We start from the raw sequence: 17,255 nt of genomic DNA on the forward strand, positions 1-17,255 counted from the left end.
TCCTCTGTGCAGGGGGATTGCCGAGTGAGCTATTCAGAATAGGAGAGTTTTCTGTCTTGTCAGTACCGGCCTCTTCGCCGGCAAGCCGGCGATGAGGCCAGTATCTGTCTCAAAGGAACCACCGGTACTCGCGGGCACTCACCTCCTGCATGAACGCCAGGTGGTCCTGGCGCTTGTTCTCGCAATACACCATCACGAACTCTTCCCCCAGCCCTTCATTTACGGCCGGGTGCCCACGCATGGCTGCGACTGCGCTGGGCATGTCCTTGGGAAAGTCGACCCCGCTGGCGCGATCGTCATTGAGCGGCGCAATTGGCTCCAGCGCGGCATCCAGCCCGTGCTCCATACCGCACAAGATGGCCGCTAGCACCAGATACGGGTTGGCATCTGCCCCCGCCAGGCGGTGCTCGATACGCACATTGCAAGCATCCGACTCGGGGATGCGCAGGCACGCATCACGGTCCTCGAAGCCCCAGCTGGCGCGGCTGGCGGCATTGACCATGGCGCCGTACCGGCGAAACGCATTGTGGTTGGCGGCGAATATCGGCATGCAGTGCGGCAGCAAGGCCAGGCAACCGGCCACTGCATGGCGTAGCGGGCGCTGCTGGTCGGCCGCCAGCAGGTTGTTGCCGGCCTTGTCGTACAGGCTGACATGCACGTGCATACCGCTGCCTGGCGCCTGCAGGTAGGGTTTGCTCATGAACGAGGCGCGCAGCCCGTGCTTGAGCGCCACGCCACGCGTGCTGCGGCAGAACAGGGCGGCCCAGTCGGCGGCACGCAGGCCGTCGTCGCAGTGGCCGAAGTTGATCTCGAACTGGCCAGGGCCGAGCTCGGCGGTGATGACGTTGGCGTCGACCCCTTGCGCGTTGGCGGTTTCGACCATGTCGCGCAGCACGTCGCTGAACCGCGACAGCCGTTCGATGTGCATGTTGGGCTGGTCGTCCGCGTCATCGCTGAACGGGTCGCGGGGGAACTGCGGCAGCCCCTGCTTGAGTGCCCGGTCGAACAGGTAGAACTCCAGCTCGAACGCCACCACCGGGCGAATGCCGCGCCGTTCCAGGCGCTGCAGCACACGGGCGAGCACCTCCCTGGGCTCGAACTCGATGGGTGAGGCGGTGCCGTCGGAGCTGATCAGCATCTGGCCCAGCGGTTCGCGCTCCCAACTGACCGGCTTGAGTGTGCCGGGCACCAGGCGCCGCAGGGCGTCCGGGTCGCCGTCGTTGAAGCAGTAGTCGCCAATCGGGAACAGCCCGCCTTGCACGCCCAACAGCACGCAGTTCTGCGGCAGTTTCAGCGGGCTGCCGGCGGCAACCTTTTCGAGCATGTCGATGGGGTAGCGCTTGCCGTAGAAATGCCCAGGGATGTCCAGGCTCAGCAGGTCGACGTGGCGTACTTCGGGGTAACGGGCGCGGAAGGCGCGCACTTCACTGAGCAGATCGGCAAAGCCTGTCGTTGTTGTTGTCATGCTGTGCTCTCATCGGAATACCCAGAGGACGCGGGTCGTCTGGTCGGTCAGGTTGGCGTAGCGGAAATGACTGTGCGCTGGGAGCTGGAAGCTGTCATTGGGGCCGAGTGTGACGGCGTCCGGGTGGCCATCCAGCCATAGGGTCAGTGCGCCTTCAAGGACGAAACCGCCTTGCTCGGCGCTGTCGTCCAGGTGCCCCTCGCCACTGCTGGCGCCGGGCGCCAGGTGGCTTTCGAGCATCGCAAAGCTGCCGTTGAGGGTCGGCGAGACCAGCACATCGCTGATGCCTTCGGCGTAGTAGATCGTGCGCCGTTCACCGGGGCGGGTGACCCAGTCGAGTTCGCGCGGCTGGCTGGCCTGGTAGAAATAGGTGGTGGGTACGTGCAGCGCTTCGCTGATCGCAGTGAGGTCGGCCACGGTCGGCTGCGACAGGCCGCGCTCGACCTGGGACAGAAAGCCTAGCGAGCGCTTGACCTTGATCGCCAACTCGCCGAGGGTCAGCCCGCGGTGCTTGCGCAGGCCACGAATCAGCAGGGCCAGGCCCTGGGCGTCTTCAGACATGATCGCGCATCCGGTACCAGGCCTTGGCTGCGGCCTCCAGCGGGGCAGCCAACAGGTCACCGCCCGGGAAACGGCCATTGTCTATGCCCTGGTACAACGCCAGCAGGTCGTCGTCGCCCAGGATCGCGTCGCTGACCGCGCGCGCCGCTGCCAGGGTTGGCAGCACGCCATGGCCGGAAAAGCCCTGCAGCCAGTAGCGCTGGCCGTCGCGGCCGATGTCCGGGGTGCGCTGGATGCTGCAGTCGATATGCCCGCCCCAGGCATAGTCGATGGCAACGCCCGCCAGTTGTGGGAACACACGCTCAAGGTAGGGGCGGGTGGCGCTGGCCACGTCCTTGGGAATGCCGCCCAGGTAGGTGCAGCCGCCGCCGAACAGCAGGCGGTGGTCCGGGGTGAGGCGGAAATAATCCGGTACGAACTGGTTGTCGATCACGCAACTGTTGCGTGGCAGCAGCGACCGGGCGAAATCCGCGTCCAGTGGCGTGGTGGCCACTTGATAGGAGCCCACCGGCAGCAGCCGGCGCGACAGGTTGCGGTCAAGGCGGTCGATGTAGGCGTTGCAGGCCAGCACCAGCACCTCGCCGTGCACTTCGCCATGGTCGGTGCGGGCGATATAGCCATTGGCGCTCTGCTGGTAGTCGAGTACCTGGCTTTGCTCGAAGATCTGCCCGCCGGCAGCCTCGATCGCGCTGGCCAGGCCTTGGGCCAGTTTCAGCGGGTTGAGGTGCGCGCCCTTGGCGTCGTACAGGGCAGCCTGGTAGCGCGGGCTGTCGATCCACTGGGGCAACTCGTCACGGCCGATAAGGCGCAGGGCCTGGTAGCCCCATTTCTGTTCGGCATCAAGCAGGGCTTGTTCCAGCATTTTCACCCGGCGTGGCAGCACCGAGGTCCAGAGGCTACCGGCCCGGTAATCGATATCGAAGCCGTGCCGCTGCGGCAGTTCACGCATTTCGTCGGCAGCCCAGCACATGCTGTCCCACAGGCGTCGGCTGCGTTCCACGCCCAAGGCTTTCTCGATGGGCGGCATGTCGCACGACCAGCCCAGCAGCGCCTGGCCACCGTTGCGACCGGATGCGGCCCAGGCCACCCGGCTGGCTTCCAGCAGGGTCACACGCTTACCCGCCAGGGCCAGGCGCAGGGCAGTGTGCAGGCCGCTGAAGCCGGCGCCGATGATGATCACGTCGGTGTCGTGCCGGCCTTGCAGGGTAGGGCGCAGGGGAATGCTGGCAGGGTAGGTGCGGGCGTAATAACTGGCGACGTGCTGGGCGGATTGCCTGAACATGCCTTGGCCTCATGAAATTTTTTATGATTATTTTCATGAAAATTTAGCAGGGAATTTTCATTGCGCCAGTCGATGAATCGCACCCACCAGGCAAGGCATGGTAACCATCGCCTATCATCAGTGGCGCGCTGCAACAAATGCGCGGGGGTGCCCGCGATGCGCCGCGACGGCTGCGTTCAATCCAAAGGGCGCAGCAAATGCCCGTGGCATGCCCCCGGCAGCCCCCGACACCCAATGCGCCCCATCATATCCTCAGCGCCCAAGCCACTCGATCAGGGTGTTGTTGAAGCGCCGTGGCTCCTCGATCTGCGGCGCGTGCCCCATGCCCTCGAAGGTCACCAGTTCGCCTTGTGGAATCAGCTTGGCCACGTGCGGCCCCAGCTCCTTGTACTTGCCCAGCCGCGCCTTGACCTCGGGCGGTGCGATGTCACTGCCAATGGCCGTGCTGTCCTGGTCGCCGATCAGCAGCAGGGTTGGCATCTTCAAGTCTTTGAACTCGTGGTACACCGGCTGGGTGAAGATCATGTCGTAGATCAGTGCCGAGTTCCACGCCACGGCTTCATGCCCAGGGCCCTTGTTCAGCCCCGCCAGCATCTGTACCCAACGCTCGTACTCAGGTTTCCAGCGCCCGGCGTAATAGGTCTTGCGCTCGTATTCACGCACGCCGTCGGCATCGAGCTTGAGTTCGCGGGCATACCACTGGTCCACCGTGCGGTAGGGCACGCCGAGGGCCTTCCAGTCTTCCAGGCCGATCGGGTTGACCATGGCCAGGCGCTCGACCTGTTGTGGGTACATCAACGCGTAACGGGTGGCGAGCATGCCGCCGGTGGAATGGCCGAGGATGATCGCTTGCTTGACGCCCAACTGCTCCAGCAGGGCATGGGTGTTGCTGGCCAATTGCTGGAAGCTGTATTGGTAATACCCTGGCTTGCTTGAAGTGCAGAAGCCGACCTGGTCGGGCGCGATGACCCGGTAGCCGGCCTGGCTCAACGCATCGATGGTGGTTTCCCAGGTGGCGGCGCAGAAGTTCTTGCCATGCATCAGCACCACGCTATGGCCGTTGGCCTGGCCTTTGGCAGGCACGTCCATGTATCCCATCTGCAGGCTCTGCCCCTGGGACTGGAAGTCGAAATGCTTGAGGGGGTGCGGGTAGCTGAAGCCTTCGAGCTGCTTGCCGTAGGTGGGTGATTCGGCGGCGATGGCGGGGGCGCCGATGAGGCAGGCAAAGGCCAGGGCGGTTGCGCGTAGCATGGGGGCACTCCGTGTAGGACCATGTAGGAATTGGCGACTTTAGCAGCCGCACAGGCACCTTAAACGTTAAAGGTGTTACCAGGCATGAAACCAACCCAGGGTAATCACGGCTACGACCATGTAACGCCCGCCCTTTGCCAGCGTGACCAGCAGCACGAAACGCCAGAACGGCTCACGCATGATCCCGGCAATCAGGGTCAACGGGTCGCCGATCACTGGCATCCAGCTCAGCAGCAACGACCATTGCCCCCAGCGCTGATAGCGTTGCTGGGCGCGTTCGAGTTGACGGGCGCTGAACGGGAACCAGCGCTTGTCGCGCAGGTGTTCGATGGCCCGGCCCAGCAACCAGTTGACCACCGAACCGAGCACGTTGCCCAGGGTGGCGACCAGCAACAGGGTCAGCCAGGCGTCGGGTTGACGCAGCAGCAGGCCCACCAGTACCGCCTCCGATTGCAGCGGCAGCAATGTGGCGGCGCCAAAGGCGCTGAGAAACAGCGCCCAGAGGCTCAGCATCAGTAGTTGGCGACTACGGTGTCCTGGCCATCCCGGGTTACCCCGATGACTTGATAGGCGTCCTTGCGATCACCCATTTCCATGCCTGGCGAACCCACCGGCATGCCAGGCACGGCCAGGCCCTTGAGGTCGTTGCGCTTGGCCAGCAGGCGCACCTGCTCGGCCGGGACGTGGCCTTCGACGAACTTGCCGTCGATCACCCCGGTGTGGCATGAAGCCAGCCGCGGCGCCACGCCGAGCCGCTGCTTGACGGCGCTCATGTTCGGCTCGACGTGGTCGTTGACGGTAAAGCCATTGTCACGAAGGTGGCTGATCCAGGCCTTGCAGCAGCCACAGTTGGGGTCGCGGTAGACGTCGATGGTCTCGCCAGCCTGTGCCAGGCCGGTGATGGCCAGCAGGCCGAGTGCGATCAGGTGTTTATGCAGCATGGTCGAACGACTCCTATGGGTAGGCAGGCGCCCCGCCCGCCATGCAAATGAGCTGCAGGATAGCGCAGGCGGCTTGCAGGCGCGATGTGCGCTGGCATGCTATCGGCCAGCAACTGTCAGCTGGCTGAACTGGACATTACACCTTTGTCAGCCAGTTCGTCCTGGCACAGGTCGCGCATCAGCAAGCCGTATTCCAGCGCTACCTGCTCCGGGATCGGCAGGTAGACCACATGGCCGTCCCCGGGCGCCACGTCGATGGCCTGCTGCTGACGACCGTACAGGTTGTGCAGGTCGAAATGATAGTTGCCGCGCGGGGTCATCAGCTCCAGATGATCGCCTACTGCGAAGCGGTTCTTCACCTTGACCTCGGCCAGGCCGTCCACCCGTGCACCGGTCAGTTCGCCGACGAACTGCTGGCGCTCGGACAGCGAATTGCCCCGCTGGTAGTTCTGGTACTCGTCATGCACATGGCGGCGCAGGAAACCCTCGGTGTAGCCACGTTGGGCCAGCGATTCGAGGTTGTCCATCAGGGCCCTGTCGAAGGGGCGCCCGGCAGCGGCATCGTCAATGGCCTGGCGGTACGACTGCACCGCACGGGCGCAGTAGAAGTGCGACTTGGTGCGGCCCTCGATCTTGAGGGAGTGCACACCCATGGCAGCCAGCCGCTCGACGTGCTGGATGGCGCGAAGGTCCTTGGCATTCATGATGTAAGTGCCGTGTTCATCTTCGAAGGCGGGCATTTCTGTACCGGGGCGATTGCTTTCGTGCAGCAGGAACACCTGATCGGTCGGTGCGCCCAGGCCCAGCGTCGGCTCGACCTCGCGCACGATGTCGCCGGCAGCGTTTTCGGTAGCGGGAGTCGCGTTGTACTTCCAGCGGCAGGCGTTGGTACAGGTGCCCTGGTTGGCATCACGCTTGTTGAGGTAACCCGACAGCAGGCAGCGCCCAGAGTACGCCATGCACAGGGCGCCATGGACGAACACTTCCAGTTCCATGTCAGGCACGTGCTGGCGGATTTCGCCGATCTCTTCGAGCGACAGTTCCCGCGACAGGATCACCCGGCTCAGGCCAAGTTGCTGCCAGAACTGCACGCTGGCCCAGTTGACCGTATTGGCCTGTACTGAGAGGTGCACAGGCATCTGCGGGAAGTGCTGGCGCACCAGCATGATCAGGCCGGGATCGGACATGATCAGCGCATCGGGCGCCATGTCGATCACCGGCGCCAGGTCCTTGAGAAAGGTCTTGAGCTTGGCGTTGTGCGGCGCGATGTTCACCACCACGTAAAAGCGCTTGCCCTGTGCATGGGCCTCCTGGATGCCCAGCGCCAGGTTGGCATGGTCGAATTCGTTGTTGCGCACCCGCAGGCTGTAGCGGGGCTGGCCGGCGTAGACCGCGTCGGCGCCGTAGGCGAATGCATAGCGCATGGTCTTGAGGGTGCCGGCAGGGGCCAGCAGTTCAGGCTTGGCGGGGATGTTCATGTGCGCACCGGGCAAAGGCGCGGATGCTAAGGCCGGCCTGCGTTGCGCGTATTGATTTGAATCAAGGTGGGCATGGCACTTTTACCAAAGTGGTGTGCACTAATGTCCAGCACTCACGAGGAACCGCCATGAACCAAACCGCTTTGCAGAACAAGGCCCTGGCAGTATTGCTGGCGCTGGTGACCATTGCCTTCGGCTGGATCCTGCTGCCGTACTATGGCGCCATCTTCTGGGCGGTGATCCTCGGCATCCTGTTCGCGCCGCTGCAGCGAAACCTGCTGATGCGCTTTGGCAGGCGGCGTAACCTGGCGGCGGCCACCACCTTGCTGATTTGCCTGTTGGTGGCCATTTTGCCAGTGATCATCACCAGCGCCTTGCTGGTGCAGGAGGGCGCCACCCTTTACCAGCGGATCGAGAGCGGGCAACTGGATATCGCCGGCTATGTCGAGCGCGGCATGAACATGCTGCCGCCTTTCATGCAGCACAGCCTGGACAGCATGGGCATGGGCAACCTGGAGGGGCTGCGCGACAAGATCACCAAATGGGCCACCCAGGGCAGCGAGATGCTGGCCACCCAGGCCTTCAGTTTCGGCCAGGGCACCTTCGAGTTTCTGATCAGTTTCGGCATCATGCTTTACCTGCTGTTCTTCTTTCTGCGTGAGGGCGCGGACGTGGCGCGGCGGGTACGCCTGGCCGTGCCGCTGCCAGAGCACCAGAAGCGCCGCCTGCAGTTGAAGTTCAACCGTGTGGTGCGCGCCACGGTGAAGGGCAATGTGCTGGTGGCGATCACCCAAGGCGCCTTGGGTGGTTTCATCTTCTGGGTGCTGGATATTCCCAGCGCGCTGGTCTGGGCGGTGATGATGGCGTTTCTGTCACTGCTGCCGGCAGTGGGCGCGGGGATCGTCTGGGCGCCGGTGGCGGCGTATTTCCTGTTGACCGGGGCGATCTTGCAAGGGGTGATCCTGACCGCGTTTGGCGTGCTGGTGATTGGCCTGGTGGACAACCTGCTGCGGCCGATCCTGGTGGGCAAGGATACGCGTATGCCCGACTACCTGATCCTGGTGTCCACCTTGGGTGGGTTGGCCGTATTCGGGCTCAACGGGTTTGTGATCGGGCCGCTGATCGCGGCGCTGTTCATGTCGAGCTGGGGGATTTTCGCCGCGACCAAGCCGCAGGTGCAGTTGCCTCAATAGGGGCTGCCACGCAGCCCTTGCAGCGTTTCAACGCAAGCTGTACGAAACCCCGGCGTATACGCCAAAACCTTCCCCTGGCGTCGACCGGGCAATGTCTTGCCCTGCATCGTCGTACCCCGGCGTTACCGTCGCCGCATAGCGCTTGTTGGTCAGGTTGCGCAGGTCCAGCCAGGTCTGCCAGTCCTGTTTCGGCGAGTCCCAGCCCAGGCGCGCACCGAGCAGGGCGTAGGCGTCGGCGTGGTAACTGTTGGCGTAATCGACTTGCACCTTGGACGCCATCTGCGTGTTGACCCCGGCATGGAAGCCGCTTGGCCAGTCGTAGCGCAGTTCGGCCTGGTAGTAATGCATGGGAATGCCAGGCAGGCGGTTGTCGCCGAAGGTGTCATCGTCCCGGTAGTGGAAATCACTGAACGTGTAGGCCTGGCGCAAGCTGAGCTTGCCAGTACCAGGGTGCTCCCAGAGAGTGCTGTCCAGGCCGGCTTCGACGCCCTGGTGCACGGTGGCGCTGGCATTGACCTCCTTGGCCGGGAGGCCTGCCTCGATTTCAACGGCCAACAGTTCATGGCGCACTTGCGAGTAGTACCAGGCCAGGTCCCAGCGGCCCAGGGCCGAATCACCGCGCGCGCCCAGTTCCAGCGTAGTGGCTGTCTGGTTTTGCAGTTCGATCGGCTGCGTGGCGACCGTGGAGCTCCAGATCAGTGACCATGGGTGGGGTGGCTCGACGGACCGGCTCAGGTTGCCATACACCTGCAGTTGCGGGTTGATGTCGTAGCGCAGGCCCAGGCGCGGTGCGTAGTCCCAGTCATGCTGGCTGACCTTACCACCGTTCTGCGGATAGGTGACTGCGCTTTCACGGCGGGTATAGATCATCGCCAGGCCAGTGGTCAGCCACAGGTCCGGGATCAGTTCCAGATCGTTGCCGACATGCAGGACAGTATCCGACCCCTGATAGCTGAAGTCGCGGCTGCGTGCGCCGAAGTTGTCGCCAGTGGTACGGGCAAACTGCGAGGCGCCGCTGTTGGGCAGGTGCTTGGTGGTTCGCCAGCCCACGGTGGTGTTGCTCTGATGGCCCAGCAAGGTGTCGCGGCGCATGTAGTTCAGGGTGCCGCTGACATCGGTGTAGGCGACCTTCAGGCGCATCGGGCCTTCGCGCAGGTCCATGGGGAAGTCGTGGTACACCAGCCCGGCTTCCACCCGGGCATCGTCCTCAAGGTAGAAGGTGGTCTTGTTGGCCACCCAGGTACTGCCCGGTTGCGGCCGGCTGTCGTCGCGCGCCAGGTAGGCGGCGTTTGCGGCACGTGGGTCGTGCTTGATCTGGTCCTTGGTCAGGCGCCCGGCCAACTCATTCTCGGTTTCCCGGTAGCGCAGGTAGAAGCGCGTTTCCAGGTTGGGGTTGAAGCGATAACCCACGTTGGTGGCGATGCCTTTGGCGCTGCCGCTGCTGTGCGCCTGGTAGCCGTCGTATTCCGAATCGGTGAGGGCCACGTAGTAGTCGAGGTTGCCCAACACCTGACCCGAGCTGACGTGCCTGTGCTGATAGCCGCGGCTGCCGGCCTCGTACCGCACCTGCAATGGCGCGGCGTCGTAGCCGGTAGGCGTCACATAGTTGATTGCGCCACCCAGTGCCAGCGCGCCCTGATCGAAACCGTTGGCCCCTCGCAGCACTTCGGCGCGGCTCAGCCACAGCGGCTCGAACAGCTCGTAAGGTGTACCGCCCGGGCCGGTCAGCGGCAGGCCGTCGAACATCGTGTACACCCCTGAGCCGTGGGCTCCGGGCGCACGGTTGATGCCTGACCCGCGGATGGACAGCTTGATGCCATCGTTACCTGCAGACTGTGCGAACACCCCCGGCTGGTAGGCCAGCACGTCCTGGTTGCTGGCCACCCGTCCTTGCCCCACACGCTGCATGTCCACCAGGTTGCTGGCGCCGGGTACTGCCTGCAGGCGCGCGCGGGCGTCTTCCAGTTCGCTATGTGCTTCGTCACTGATCAGCACTTCGCCCAGTTCGACCGCAGGTGCAGCTGACGCGTGCTGGGCGACTGTGAAAAGGGCCACAAGGCCAAGGCAAGGTGAGGGGGGCAACACGGGGCGCATCGTACAACTCCAGGTGAAAAGGGCAGGCAACGGCGATGTGACGAGCGAAACGCCGTGCAAAGCACGGAGAGTTTCACTTAATTGAAAGCAGCCATTTGAGGACGGGTGTGTAGGACGGCGATTTACAAACCGTATGAATGGAACACGTGTTTTGGGATTCGTAAGGTGGAGTCCTACCGCGTCAGATAGCTGACGTGAACTGGCGATGATTTTTTGGAGTTCGGTGATGAGTGCCAACACGCAACAGATCGAAGATAGCCATGCGGATACGCCTATTCGCCTGACCCCCAGAGAGCAGCAGGTATTGCTGTGGTGTGCCTATGGCAAGAGTTCGTGGGAAATCGGTCGGATCCTGCAGTGCCAGGAGTCGACGGTAAATTTCCATGTGGGCAACATCCTGCGCAAATTCGATGTATCCACGCGGGTCGCCGCCGTGATCAAGGCCATTCGCTACGGCATGCTTGCAGAGCAGTGAGGCACTCATGAGTGAAGTCGCATTGATTGATGGTGCCCTGTCCTGCGTTGTGGAGTGGCTCGAGCGCGACGGGCGGGTGCTTTTCGGTGCAGTGTTGGGCGCTTTACTGGTCAGCGCGGCACGTGATCGGCTGGTCATCGTTTCGCGCAAGCGGCTTACGTTGGGCAAGCAAGCCTTGCTGGCCCTTCTCACCGTTGGCGTGGGCTACCTGTTCGAGCCGCTGTTGCAAGCTTTGGCCCCCATGCTTTCGCGGGGCATGGCTGCTTTCGTGGCGGCGGTCGTGGTGGTCCCGATCAGCCTCAAGGTCATGGTGTGGCTGGACTCGGTGGACCTTCGGGAAATCGTGCAGCGTTGGCGCCGGCGCAGTTAGCCTTCGGAGGTATCCGGCACACGGTAGGCAAGTGCATCCAGTTTCTTCTCCAGCTCCTGGATGCGCTGTTTGTCCTTGATGTACAGCAGCGTGGCCTCGCGGTCGGCGAATGAAAGGCTGCGCAAACGTTCGAGGATGTCATCTTCCCAGCTTTCACCTGTGTGCAAGGTACGCTCGCGCTCACCCATCAGCAGCCAGTCCAGCGAGCAGGCATGCTGCCGGGCCATATCTACGCATAATGAGTATGGAATGCTTTCGCGTACCTTCCAGCTGCTCAGTGTCTGCGGGCTTATACCAAGCGCTCTGGCCAGCTGAGCGTCGCTTTCGGACTGGGTAAGTTGCTTGAGGCGGGCCAGCACCGAGGCGAAAAAACGGCTACTCATAACAGATATCCATTGCTGGTTTAATGACATTCCCTGGGCTTAAACTACTCGTTATGAATAATAACCCTGCAATATGAGGAACTTTATCGGCATGAACAGCAGTTTGATGAAAAGCCTTTCTTATACAGTAGGCAATACTGACACAAATGGACGATCAACCTTACAGCTTCTGCCATTGCTCGGCCTTAACAGGTATCTACCGTGAGTACTTACAAACTGGTCTGCCCTCACTGCCATAGCCGGATGCGCATACGCACCAGCGAAGGTCGCCATATTTTCCTTAGAGTGGCCTATTTGCAATGCACCACGGAGGCGTGTGGCTGGTCGGTGAGGGCCGAGTTCGAAATGACCCATGAACTGTCACCCAGTGGAATGCCTAATCCGGATGTGTACTTGCCATCGGCCAGCAGTGATTTACGCAGGACGGCACTGCGCCGCAGTGACGATGTTGCGTCAGGCAGGCAAGCGGAACGGTAGCGTAGCCGGCACGGTTTGCAGCACAGATAAAAAAACACCCCGCATGAGCGGGGTGTTTGCTATTGCCTGTTCGATCAGCCGATCAGTTGCAGGCCAGCCTGCTGGACCATTTCCAGCAACGGCTGCGGGTAGACACCCAGTACGAAGGCGAGAATGGCGATCGCCAGCAGCATGACGCCGCCAGTGCGCTGTTCCCACTTCAGCGGCGCATCGTGGCGGCGCAGGTTCGGCTCGACCAGGTACAGGGTGACCATCACGCGCAGGTAGTAGTAAACGCCGATGGCGCTACCGATCACCAGGGCACCGACCAGCCACCACAGGTGCGACTCGACGCCAGTGGCGATGATGTAGAACTTGCCGATGAAGCCAGCGGTCAGCGGGATACCGGCCAGCGACAACATCATCACGGTCAGCACTGCCGTCAGGTACGGGCGGCGCCAGAACAGGCCGCGGTACTCGTACAGGGCATCGGCGTCACGGCCGCCGTAAGGCGAGGACATCAGGGTGATGACACCGAACGCACCCAGGCTGGTGATCACGTAGGTGACCAGGTACACGCCCATCGCTTCCATGGCCAGGCCCTTGCTGGCGATCAGGGCGATGAGCAGGTAGCCGAAGTGGGCGATGGACGAGTAACCGAGCAGACGCTTGAGGTTGCTCTGGGTCAGCGCCAGCAGGTTACCGACCAGGATCGAGGCGACCGCGATCACCGCCAGAACGGTGCTCAGCACGCCGCTGCTGGCAGCAGGGGAGAGCATGAACAGGCGTACGACCACGGCGAACACCGCGACCTTGCTCGCGGTGGCCAGGAACGCGGCGACTGGCGCCGGGGCGCCTTCGTACACGTCCGGGGTCCACAGGTGGAAAGGTACCAGCGACAGCTTGAAGGCCAGGCCGACCAGCATCATGCCCAGGCCCAGCTGAGCCACCAGGCTTGGCATGCTGGTGGCGGCCAGGGCTTTGCCGATCTGGTCGAAGCTCAGGCTACCGGCATCGGCATACAGCAGGGCCATGCCGAACAGCAGGAAGGCCGAGCCTGCGGCCGACAGCACCATGTACTTGATGCCGGCTTCCAGCGAACGCTTGTTGAAGAAGGCGTACGCCACCAGGCCATAGACCGGCACCGACAGCAGCTCTAGCCCGATGAACAGGCCGGCCAGGTGGTTGGCGCTGACCAGCACCAGGCCACCGAGGGCCGACATCAACAGCAGCAGGTAGAGTTCTTCACGGTTGCCGGGGAAGCCCTTGGAGCCTTCACCGAGATAGGCGTGAGCCAGTGTGACGCAGGCCAGCGTGGCCACCAGTACGATGGCCATGTACAGGCAGGCGAACTTGTCGATGGTGATTAGCGAAGTGACCGCCAGCGGCGCGACCTTCAGCGCCGGCAGGATCGACAGCAGGGCCAGGTTCAGGCCCACGGTGGACAACAGGAAGGTCTGCGAGTGGTTGCGCTTCCAGGCGATCGCCAGCATCACCACCACCGTGGTGATGGTGGTGATCAGCATCGGCGCCAATGCGATGAAGTGTTGAGTGGTGAATTCCATAGCGCTCTTACCGGGCCGAAGCGAGTTGAGTGAAAGCGGAGCCAAGCCACTGCTGCACACCGCTCATGGTGGCGGCAGAAGTGTCGAGGAACGGCTGCGGGTACACACCAAGCACGATCAGCAGCACCGCAAGGCCCAGCACCATGATCAGCTCGCGGCCGTCCATGCCGGCCAGCACGGTGTCGCTCTTGCTTGGGCCGAAGTAGGCACGGTGGATCATGATCAGCGAGTAGACCGAGCCGAAGACCAGGCCGGTGGTTGCGATCACGGTGATCCACGGCACGCTGGCGAAGCTGCCGATCAGGATCAGGAACTCGCCGACGAAGTTGCCGGTGCCTGGCAGGCCCAGCGATGCAGCGGCGAAGAACAGGCTGATGGCGGGCAGGTAGGCAATGCGGTGCCACAGGCCACCCATCTGACGCATGTCACGGGTGTGCAGGCGCTCGTACAGCTGGCCGGACAGGATGAACAGCGCGGCAGCCGACAGGCCGTGGGCCAGCATCTGGATCACCGCGCCTTGCAGGGCCTGCTGGCTGCCGGAGTAGATGCCGATCAGCACGAAGCCCATGTGCGAGACGCTGGAGAAGGCGATCAGGCGCTTGATGTCGGTTTGCGCGAAGGCCAGGAAGGCACCGTAGAAGATACCGATCAGGCCCAGGGTCATGGCGATCGGGGCAAACTCGGCCGAAGCGTTCGGGAACAGCGGCAGGGCGAAACGCAGCAGGCCGTAGGCCGCGGTTTTCAGCAAGATGCCCGCCAGGTCCACGGAACCTGCGGTCGGTGCCTGGGCGTGCGCATCAGGCAGCCAGGAGTGGAACGGCACCACCGGCAGCTTGACCGCGAAGGCGATGAAGAAGCCCAGCATCAGCAGGTATTCGACGCCAGCCGGCAGTTCGGCCTTGAGCAGGTCGCTGTAGTTGAAGGTGAGCACGCCGGTGGTGTTGTAGTTGACCAGCACCAGGCCAAGGATCGCCACCAGCATGATCAGGCCGCTGGCCTGGGTGAAGATGAAGAACTTGGTGGCGGCGTAGATCCGGGTCTTCTTGCCGTCTGCCGAGCTGTGACCCCAGAGCGCGATGAGGAAATACATCGGCACCAGCATCATTTCCCAGAAGAAGAAGAACAGGAACAGGTCCAGGGCCAGGAATACACCGACCACGCCGCCCAGGATCCACATCAGGTTGAGGTGGAAGAAGCCGACGTGGCGCTGGATTTCTTTCCAGGAGCACAGCACCGAGAGCACACCGAGCAGGCCGGTGAGCAGGATCATCAGCAGCGACAGGCCATCGAGGGCCAGGTGGATGCTGATGCCGAAGCGCTTGATCCACTCGACTTTGTATTCGAGTGCCCAGGCAGGTTCGGCGCCCGGTGCAGGGGCCAGGGTGTAATCGCCGGTGCCCCACAGCCACAGGCCGATGCCGAGCAGCAGGGACATGGTCAGCAGCGCGATCCAGCGCGGCAGGGTGGAGCCGAAGCGCTCACCCAGCCAGCACAGGAAGCCGCCGATGAAAGGGATCAGGATCAGCCAAGGCAAAATCATGACGGGTTGGTTTCCTTTGGCAAAGTCGCAAGATTCATAGTCATACCGCAGCCACTACCACAGCGCCGAGTACCAGCACGGCGCCGACGGCGATCGAGGCGGTGTACCAGCGCAGCTGGCCGGTCTCGGTCTTGCTCATGGCGACGTGGCCGCCACGGGCCATCCGAGGGATCAGGCCGATGCTGCGGTCAACCGGATCCTTGCGCAGGATGTGGCTGATCAGCAGGTAAGGTTTGACGAAGAGCTTGTCGTAGATCCAGTCGAAGCCCCAGGCGGCGAACCACCAGGCCGAAAGGACGCGGCCGATGCTGCTGTTGGCGACGGCGCTGGCGAAGCGGCGCTTGCCCAGGAACAGCAGGGCCGACAGCAGGATACCAGCGATGGCGATGGCGCCCGAGGCGATCTCCAGCGAGTGCTTGGCTTCACCGCCGGCATGGCCGGCGCTTTCAGGCAGCACGCCTGCCAGCGGTGGGTGGATCCAGGCGCCGACGAAGGTCGACAGCACGATCAGCACGCCCAGCGGCAGCCAGTGGCTGATGCCGTGGCCGGCGTGGGCTTGGGTCTTGGCTTCGCCGTGGAAGGCGATGAAGATCAGGCGGAAGGTGTACAGCGAGGTCATGAACGCACCGACCAGGCCGGCGTACAGCAGGCCGGTATTGCCGCTGGCGAAGGCTTCCCAGAGGATCTCGTCCTTGGAGTAGAAGCCTACGGTCAGGATCGGCAGGGCGGCCAGGGCGGCACCACCGACCACGAAGCTGGCGTAGGCCAGCGGCAGTTTCTTCCACAGGCCGCCCATCTTGAAGATGTTCTGCTCGTGGTGGCAGGCAACGATCACCGCACCCGAAGCAAGGAACAGCAGGGCCTTGAAGAAGGCGTGGGTCATCAGGTGGAAGATTGCCGCGTCCCAGGCACCCACGCCCAGCGCCAGGAACATGTAGCCGATCTGGCTCATGGTCGAGTAGGCGAGGATACGTTTGATGTCGGTCTGCACCAGCGCGGCGAAACCGGCCAGCACCAGGGTCACGCCACCGACCACACCGACCAGGTGCAGGATGTCCGGGGCCAGCAGGAACAGGCCGTTGGTACGGGCGATCAAGTACACGCCTGCGGTCACCATGGTGGCGGCGTGGATCAGTGCCGAAACCGGGGTAGGGCCTGCCATCGCATCGGCCAGCCAGGTCTGCAGCGGCAGCTGGGCCGATTTACCGACCGCGCCACCCAGCAGCATCAGGGTTGCCAGGACCATCCAAGTGTCGCCCGCCTGGAATTTCTGCGGTGCCAGCACCAGCAGCTCCTGCACGTTCAGGGTGCCGAGCTGGACGAACAGGATGAACAGGCCGATGGCCAGGAACACGTCGCCGATACGGGTGACGATGAAAGCCTTGAGTGCTGCATTACCGTTGTTGCGGTTGCTGTAGTAGAAACCGATCAACAGGTAAGAGCACAGGCCCACCCCTTCCCAGCCGAAGTAGATGAACAGCAGGTTATCGCCCAGGATCAGGAACAGCATGCTGGCGATGAACAGGTTGGTGTACGAGAAGAAGCGCGAGTAACCGGCTTCGCCACGCATGTACCAGGAGGCGAACAGATGGATCAGGAAGCCTACGCCGGTGACCACGCCAAGCATGGTGACCGACAGGCCGTCCAGGTACAGGGTGAAGTTCGGCGCGAAGCCGTCCACCGACATCCACTGCCACAACAGCTGGCTGTACGCGCCGCCTTCAGGCGGGGCGACATTGAATTGCCAGATGACGTAGGCCGCCACGGCGGCCGAGAGGCCGACCGAGCCGACGCCGATCAGGGCGGACAGGTTCTCCGAGAACCGCCCGCGCGAGAACGACAGCAGCAAAAAGCCGATCAGGGGGAAGACGAAAGTCAGGAAGAGAAGGTTCATCCGCGCATCTCACTGGCAGCATCGATGTCGAGAGTGTGGAAGCGGCGATACAGCTGCAGCAGGATCGCCAGGCCGATACTGGCCTCGGCGGCTGCCAGGCTGATCACCAGAATGAACATCACCTGGCCGTCGGGCTGGACCCAACGGGCACCGGCGACGACGAACGCCAGGGCAGAGGCGTTCATCATGACTTCCAGGCTCATGAGCACGAAGAGGATGTTGCGGCGGACCATCAGGCCAACCAGACCTAAGCAGAACAGGATGCCGGCGACCGCCAGACCATGCTCGAGAGGGATAGCACCCATGA

17 protein-coding genes are annotated in these 17,255 nt (G+C 63.0%); 4 read left to right on the forward strand and 13 right to left on the reverse strand.

What is annotated here, in order from left to right:
* Positions 1 to 109: 109 nt before the first annotated feature.
* From NGJ21_RS13820 to trhP, 7 genes are all read right to left on the reverse strand, one after another.
* Entirely contained in the window at positions 110 to 1,465 is a 1,356-nt protein-coding gene (locus NGJ21_RS13820; protein ID WP_204917562.1) for a glutamine synthetase family protein, read from the reverse strand.
* Between the two features lie 9 nt (positions 1,466 to 1,474).
* On the reverse strand, positions 1,475 to 2,026 hold the full coding sequence (locus NGJ21_RS13825; protein WP_012313746.1) for a helix-turn-helix domain-containing protein: 552 nt from the start codon (positions 2,024 to 2,026) through the stop codon (positions 1,475 to 1,477).
* Positions 2,019 to 3,308, reverse strand: coding sequence for an NAD(P)/FAD-dependent oxidoreductase (locus NGJ21_RS13830; RefSeq protein WP_237859994.1), 1,290 nt, complete (start codon positions 3,306 to 3,308; stop codon positions 2,019 to 2,021). Before NGJ21_RS13830 ends, NGJ21_RS13825 begins: the two co-directional genes overlap by 8 nt.
* Positions 3,309 to 3,560: 252 nt before the next feature.
* On the reverse strand, positions 3,561 to 4,559 hold the full coding sequence (locus NGJ21_RS13835) for an alpha/beta fold hydrolase (RefSeq protein WP_115275309.1): 999 nt from the start codon (positions 4,557 to 4,559) through the stop codon (positions 3,561 to 3,563).
* Positions 4,560 to 4,634: 75 nt separating this feature from the next.
* The gene (locus NGJ21_RS13840; protein ID WP_039604685.1) at positions 4,635 to 5,072 is read right to left on the reverse strand and encodes a YqaA family protein; all 438 of its coding nucleotides are present in this window, start codon (positions 5,070 to 5,072) and stop codon (positions 4,635 to 4,637) included.
* Positions 5,072 to 5,500 carry a DUF411 domain-containing protein gene (locus tag NGJ21_RS13845; RefSeq protein ID WP_115275308.1) on the reverse strand — a complete coding sequence of 143 codons (429 nt, stop codon included), beginning with the start codon at positions 5,498 to 5,500 and terminating at the stop codon, positions 5,072 to 5,074. The genes NGJ21_RS13840 and NGJ21_RS13845 overlap by 1 nt, the downstream gene beginning before the upstream one ends.
* Positions 5,501 to 5,616: 116 nt before the next feature.
* Positions 5,617 to 6,978, reverse strand: coding sequence for a prephenate-dependent tRNA uridine(34) hydroxylase TrhP (trhP, locus tag NGJ21_RS13850; protein WP_115275307.1), 1,362 nt, complete (start codon positions 6,976 to 6,978; stop codon positions 5,617 to 5,619).
* Positions 6,979 to 7,106: 128 nt separating this feature from the next.
* Between trhP and NGJ21_RS13855 the strand changes: the two genes are divergently transcribed.
* Complete coding sequence (locus NGJ21_RS13855; RefSeq protein ID WP_046787253.1) at positions 7,107 to 8,171, forward strand: AI-2E family transporter; 1,065 nt, start codon at positions 7,107 to 7,109, stop codon at positions 8,169 to 8,171.
* A gap of 27 nt (positions 8,172 to 8,198) precedes the next feature.
* Here the strand turns inward: NGJ21_RS13855 and NGJ21_RS13860 are convergent, their stop codons facing one another.
* Positions 8,199 to 10,265 (reverse strand): TonB-dependent receptor family protein, encoded by a 2,067-nt coding sequence (locus NGJ21_RS13860; RefSeq protein ID WP_174141645.1) that lies wholly within the window; start codon positions 10,263 to 10,265, stop codon positions 8,199 to 8,201.
* A 226-nt stretch (positions 10,266 to 10,491) separates the two neighbouring features.
* Between NGJ21_RS13860 and NGJ21_RS13865 the strand changes: the two genes are divergently transcribed.
* The gene (locus tag NGJ21_RS13865; protein WP_161872827.1) at positions 10,492 to 10,740 is read left to right on the forward strand and encodes a response regulator transcription factor; all 249 of its coding nucleotides are present in this window, start codon (positions 10,492 to 10,494) and stop codon (positions 10,738 to 10,740) included.
* 7 nt (positions 10,741 to 10,747) lie between these two features.
* Positions 10,748 to 11,110 (forward strand): hypothetical protein, encoded by a 363-nt coding sequence (locus NGJ21_RS13870; RefSeq protein ID WP_196997821.1) that lies wholly within the window; start codon positions 10,748 to 10,750, stop codon positions 11,108 to 11,110.
* Here NGJ21_RS13870 and NGJ21_RS13875 read toward each other — a convergent pair.
* Entirely contained in the window at positions 11,107 to 11,493 is a 387-nt protein-coding gene (locus NGJ21_RS13875; protein WP_119688649.1) for a helix-turn-helix domain-containing protein, read from the reverse strand. The two genes, NGJ21_RS13870 and NGJ21_RS13875, sit on opposite strands and share 4 nt — an antisense overlap.
* Before the next feature lie 201 nt (positions 11,494 to 11,694).
* Here NGJ21_RS13875 and NGJ21_RS13880 point away from each other — a divergent pair, with 201 nt between their 5' ends.
* A complete protein-coding gene (locus NGJ21_RS13880) occupies positions 11,695 to 11,970 on the forward strand; it encodes an Ogr/Delta-like zinc finger protein (RefSeq protein ID WP_080952154.1) in 276 nt (91 codons plus the stop codon).
* Between the two features lie 74 nt (positions 11,971 to 12,044).
* Here the strand turns inward: NGJ21_RS13880 and nuoN are convergent, their stop codons facing one another.
* The 4 genes from nuoN to nuoK are packed head-to-tail and all read right to left on the reverse strand — an operon-like array spanning position 12,045 to position 17,253.
* On the reverse strand, positions 12,045 to 13,514 hold the full coding sequence (nuoN, locus tag NGJ21_RS13885) for an NADH-quinone oxidoreductase subunit NuoN (RefSeq protein ID WP_115275303.1): 1,470 nt from the start codon (positions 13,512 to 13,514) through the stop codon (positions 12,045 to 12,047).
* A 7-nt stretch (positions 13,515 to 13,521) separates the two neighbouring features.
* The gene (gene nuoM, locus NGJ21_RS13890; RefSeq protein WP_046787247.1) at positions 13,522 to 15,054 is read right to left on the reverse strand and encodes an NADH-quinone oxidoreductase subunit M; all 1,533 of its coding nucleotides are present in this window, start codon (positions 15,052 to 15,054) and stop codon (positions 13,522 to 13,524) included.
* 40 nt (positions 15,055 to 15,094) lie between these two features.
* The gene (gene nuoL, locus NGJ21_RS13895) at positions 15,095 to 16,948 is read right to left on the reverse strand and encodes an NADH-quinone oxidoreductase subunit L (RefSeq protein WP_046787246.1); all 1,854 of its coding nucleotides are present in this window, start codon (positions 16,946 to 16,948) and stop codon (positions 15,095 to 15,097) included.
* On the reverse strand, positions 16,945 to 17,253 hold the full coding sequence (gene nuoK / locus NGJ21_RS13900) for an NADH-quinone oxidoreductase subunit NuoK (protein ID WP_003251446.1): 309 nt from the start codon (positions 17,251 to 17,253) through the stop codon (positions 16,945 to 16,947). The genes nuoL and nuoK overlap by 4 nt, the downstream gene beginning before the upstream one ends.
* Positions 17,254 to 17,255 lie beyond the last annotated feature (2 nt).

It is taken from the genome of Pseudomonas sp. Marseille-Q5299 (assembly GCF_943737035.1).
Classification (GTDB): Bacteria; Pseudomonadota; Gammaproteobacteria; order Pseudomonadales; family Pseudomonadaceae; genus Aquipseudomonas; species Aquipseudomonas putida_E.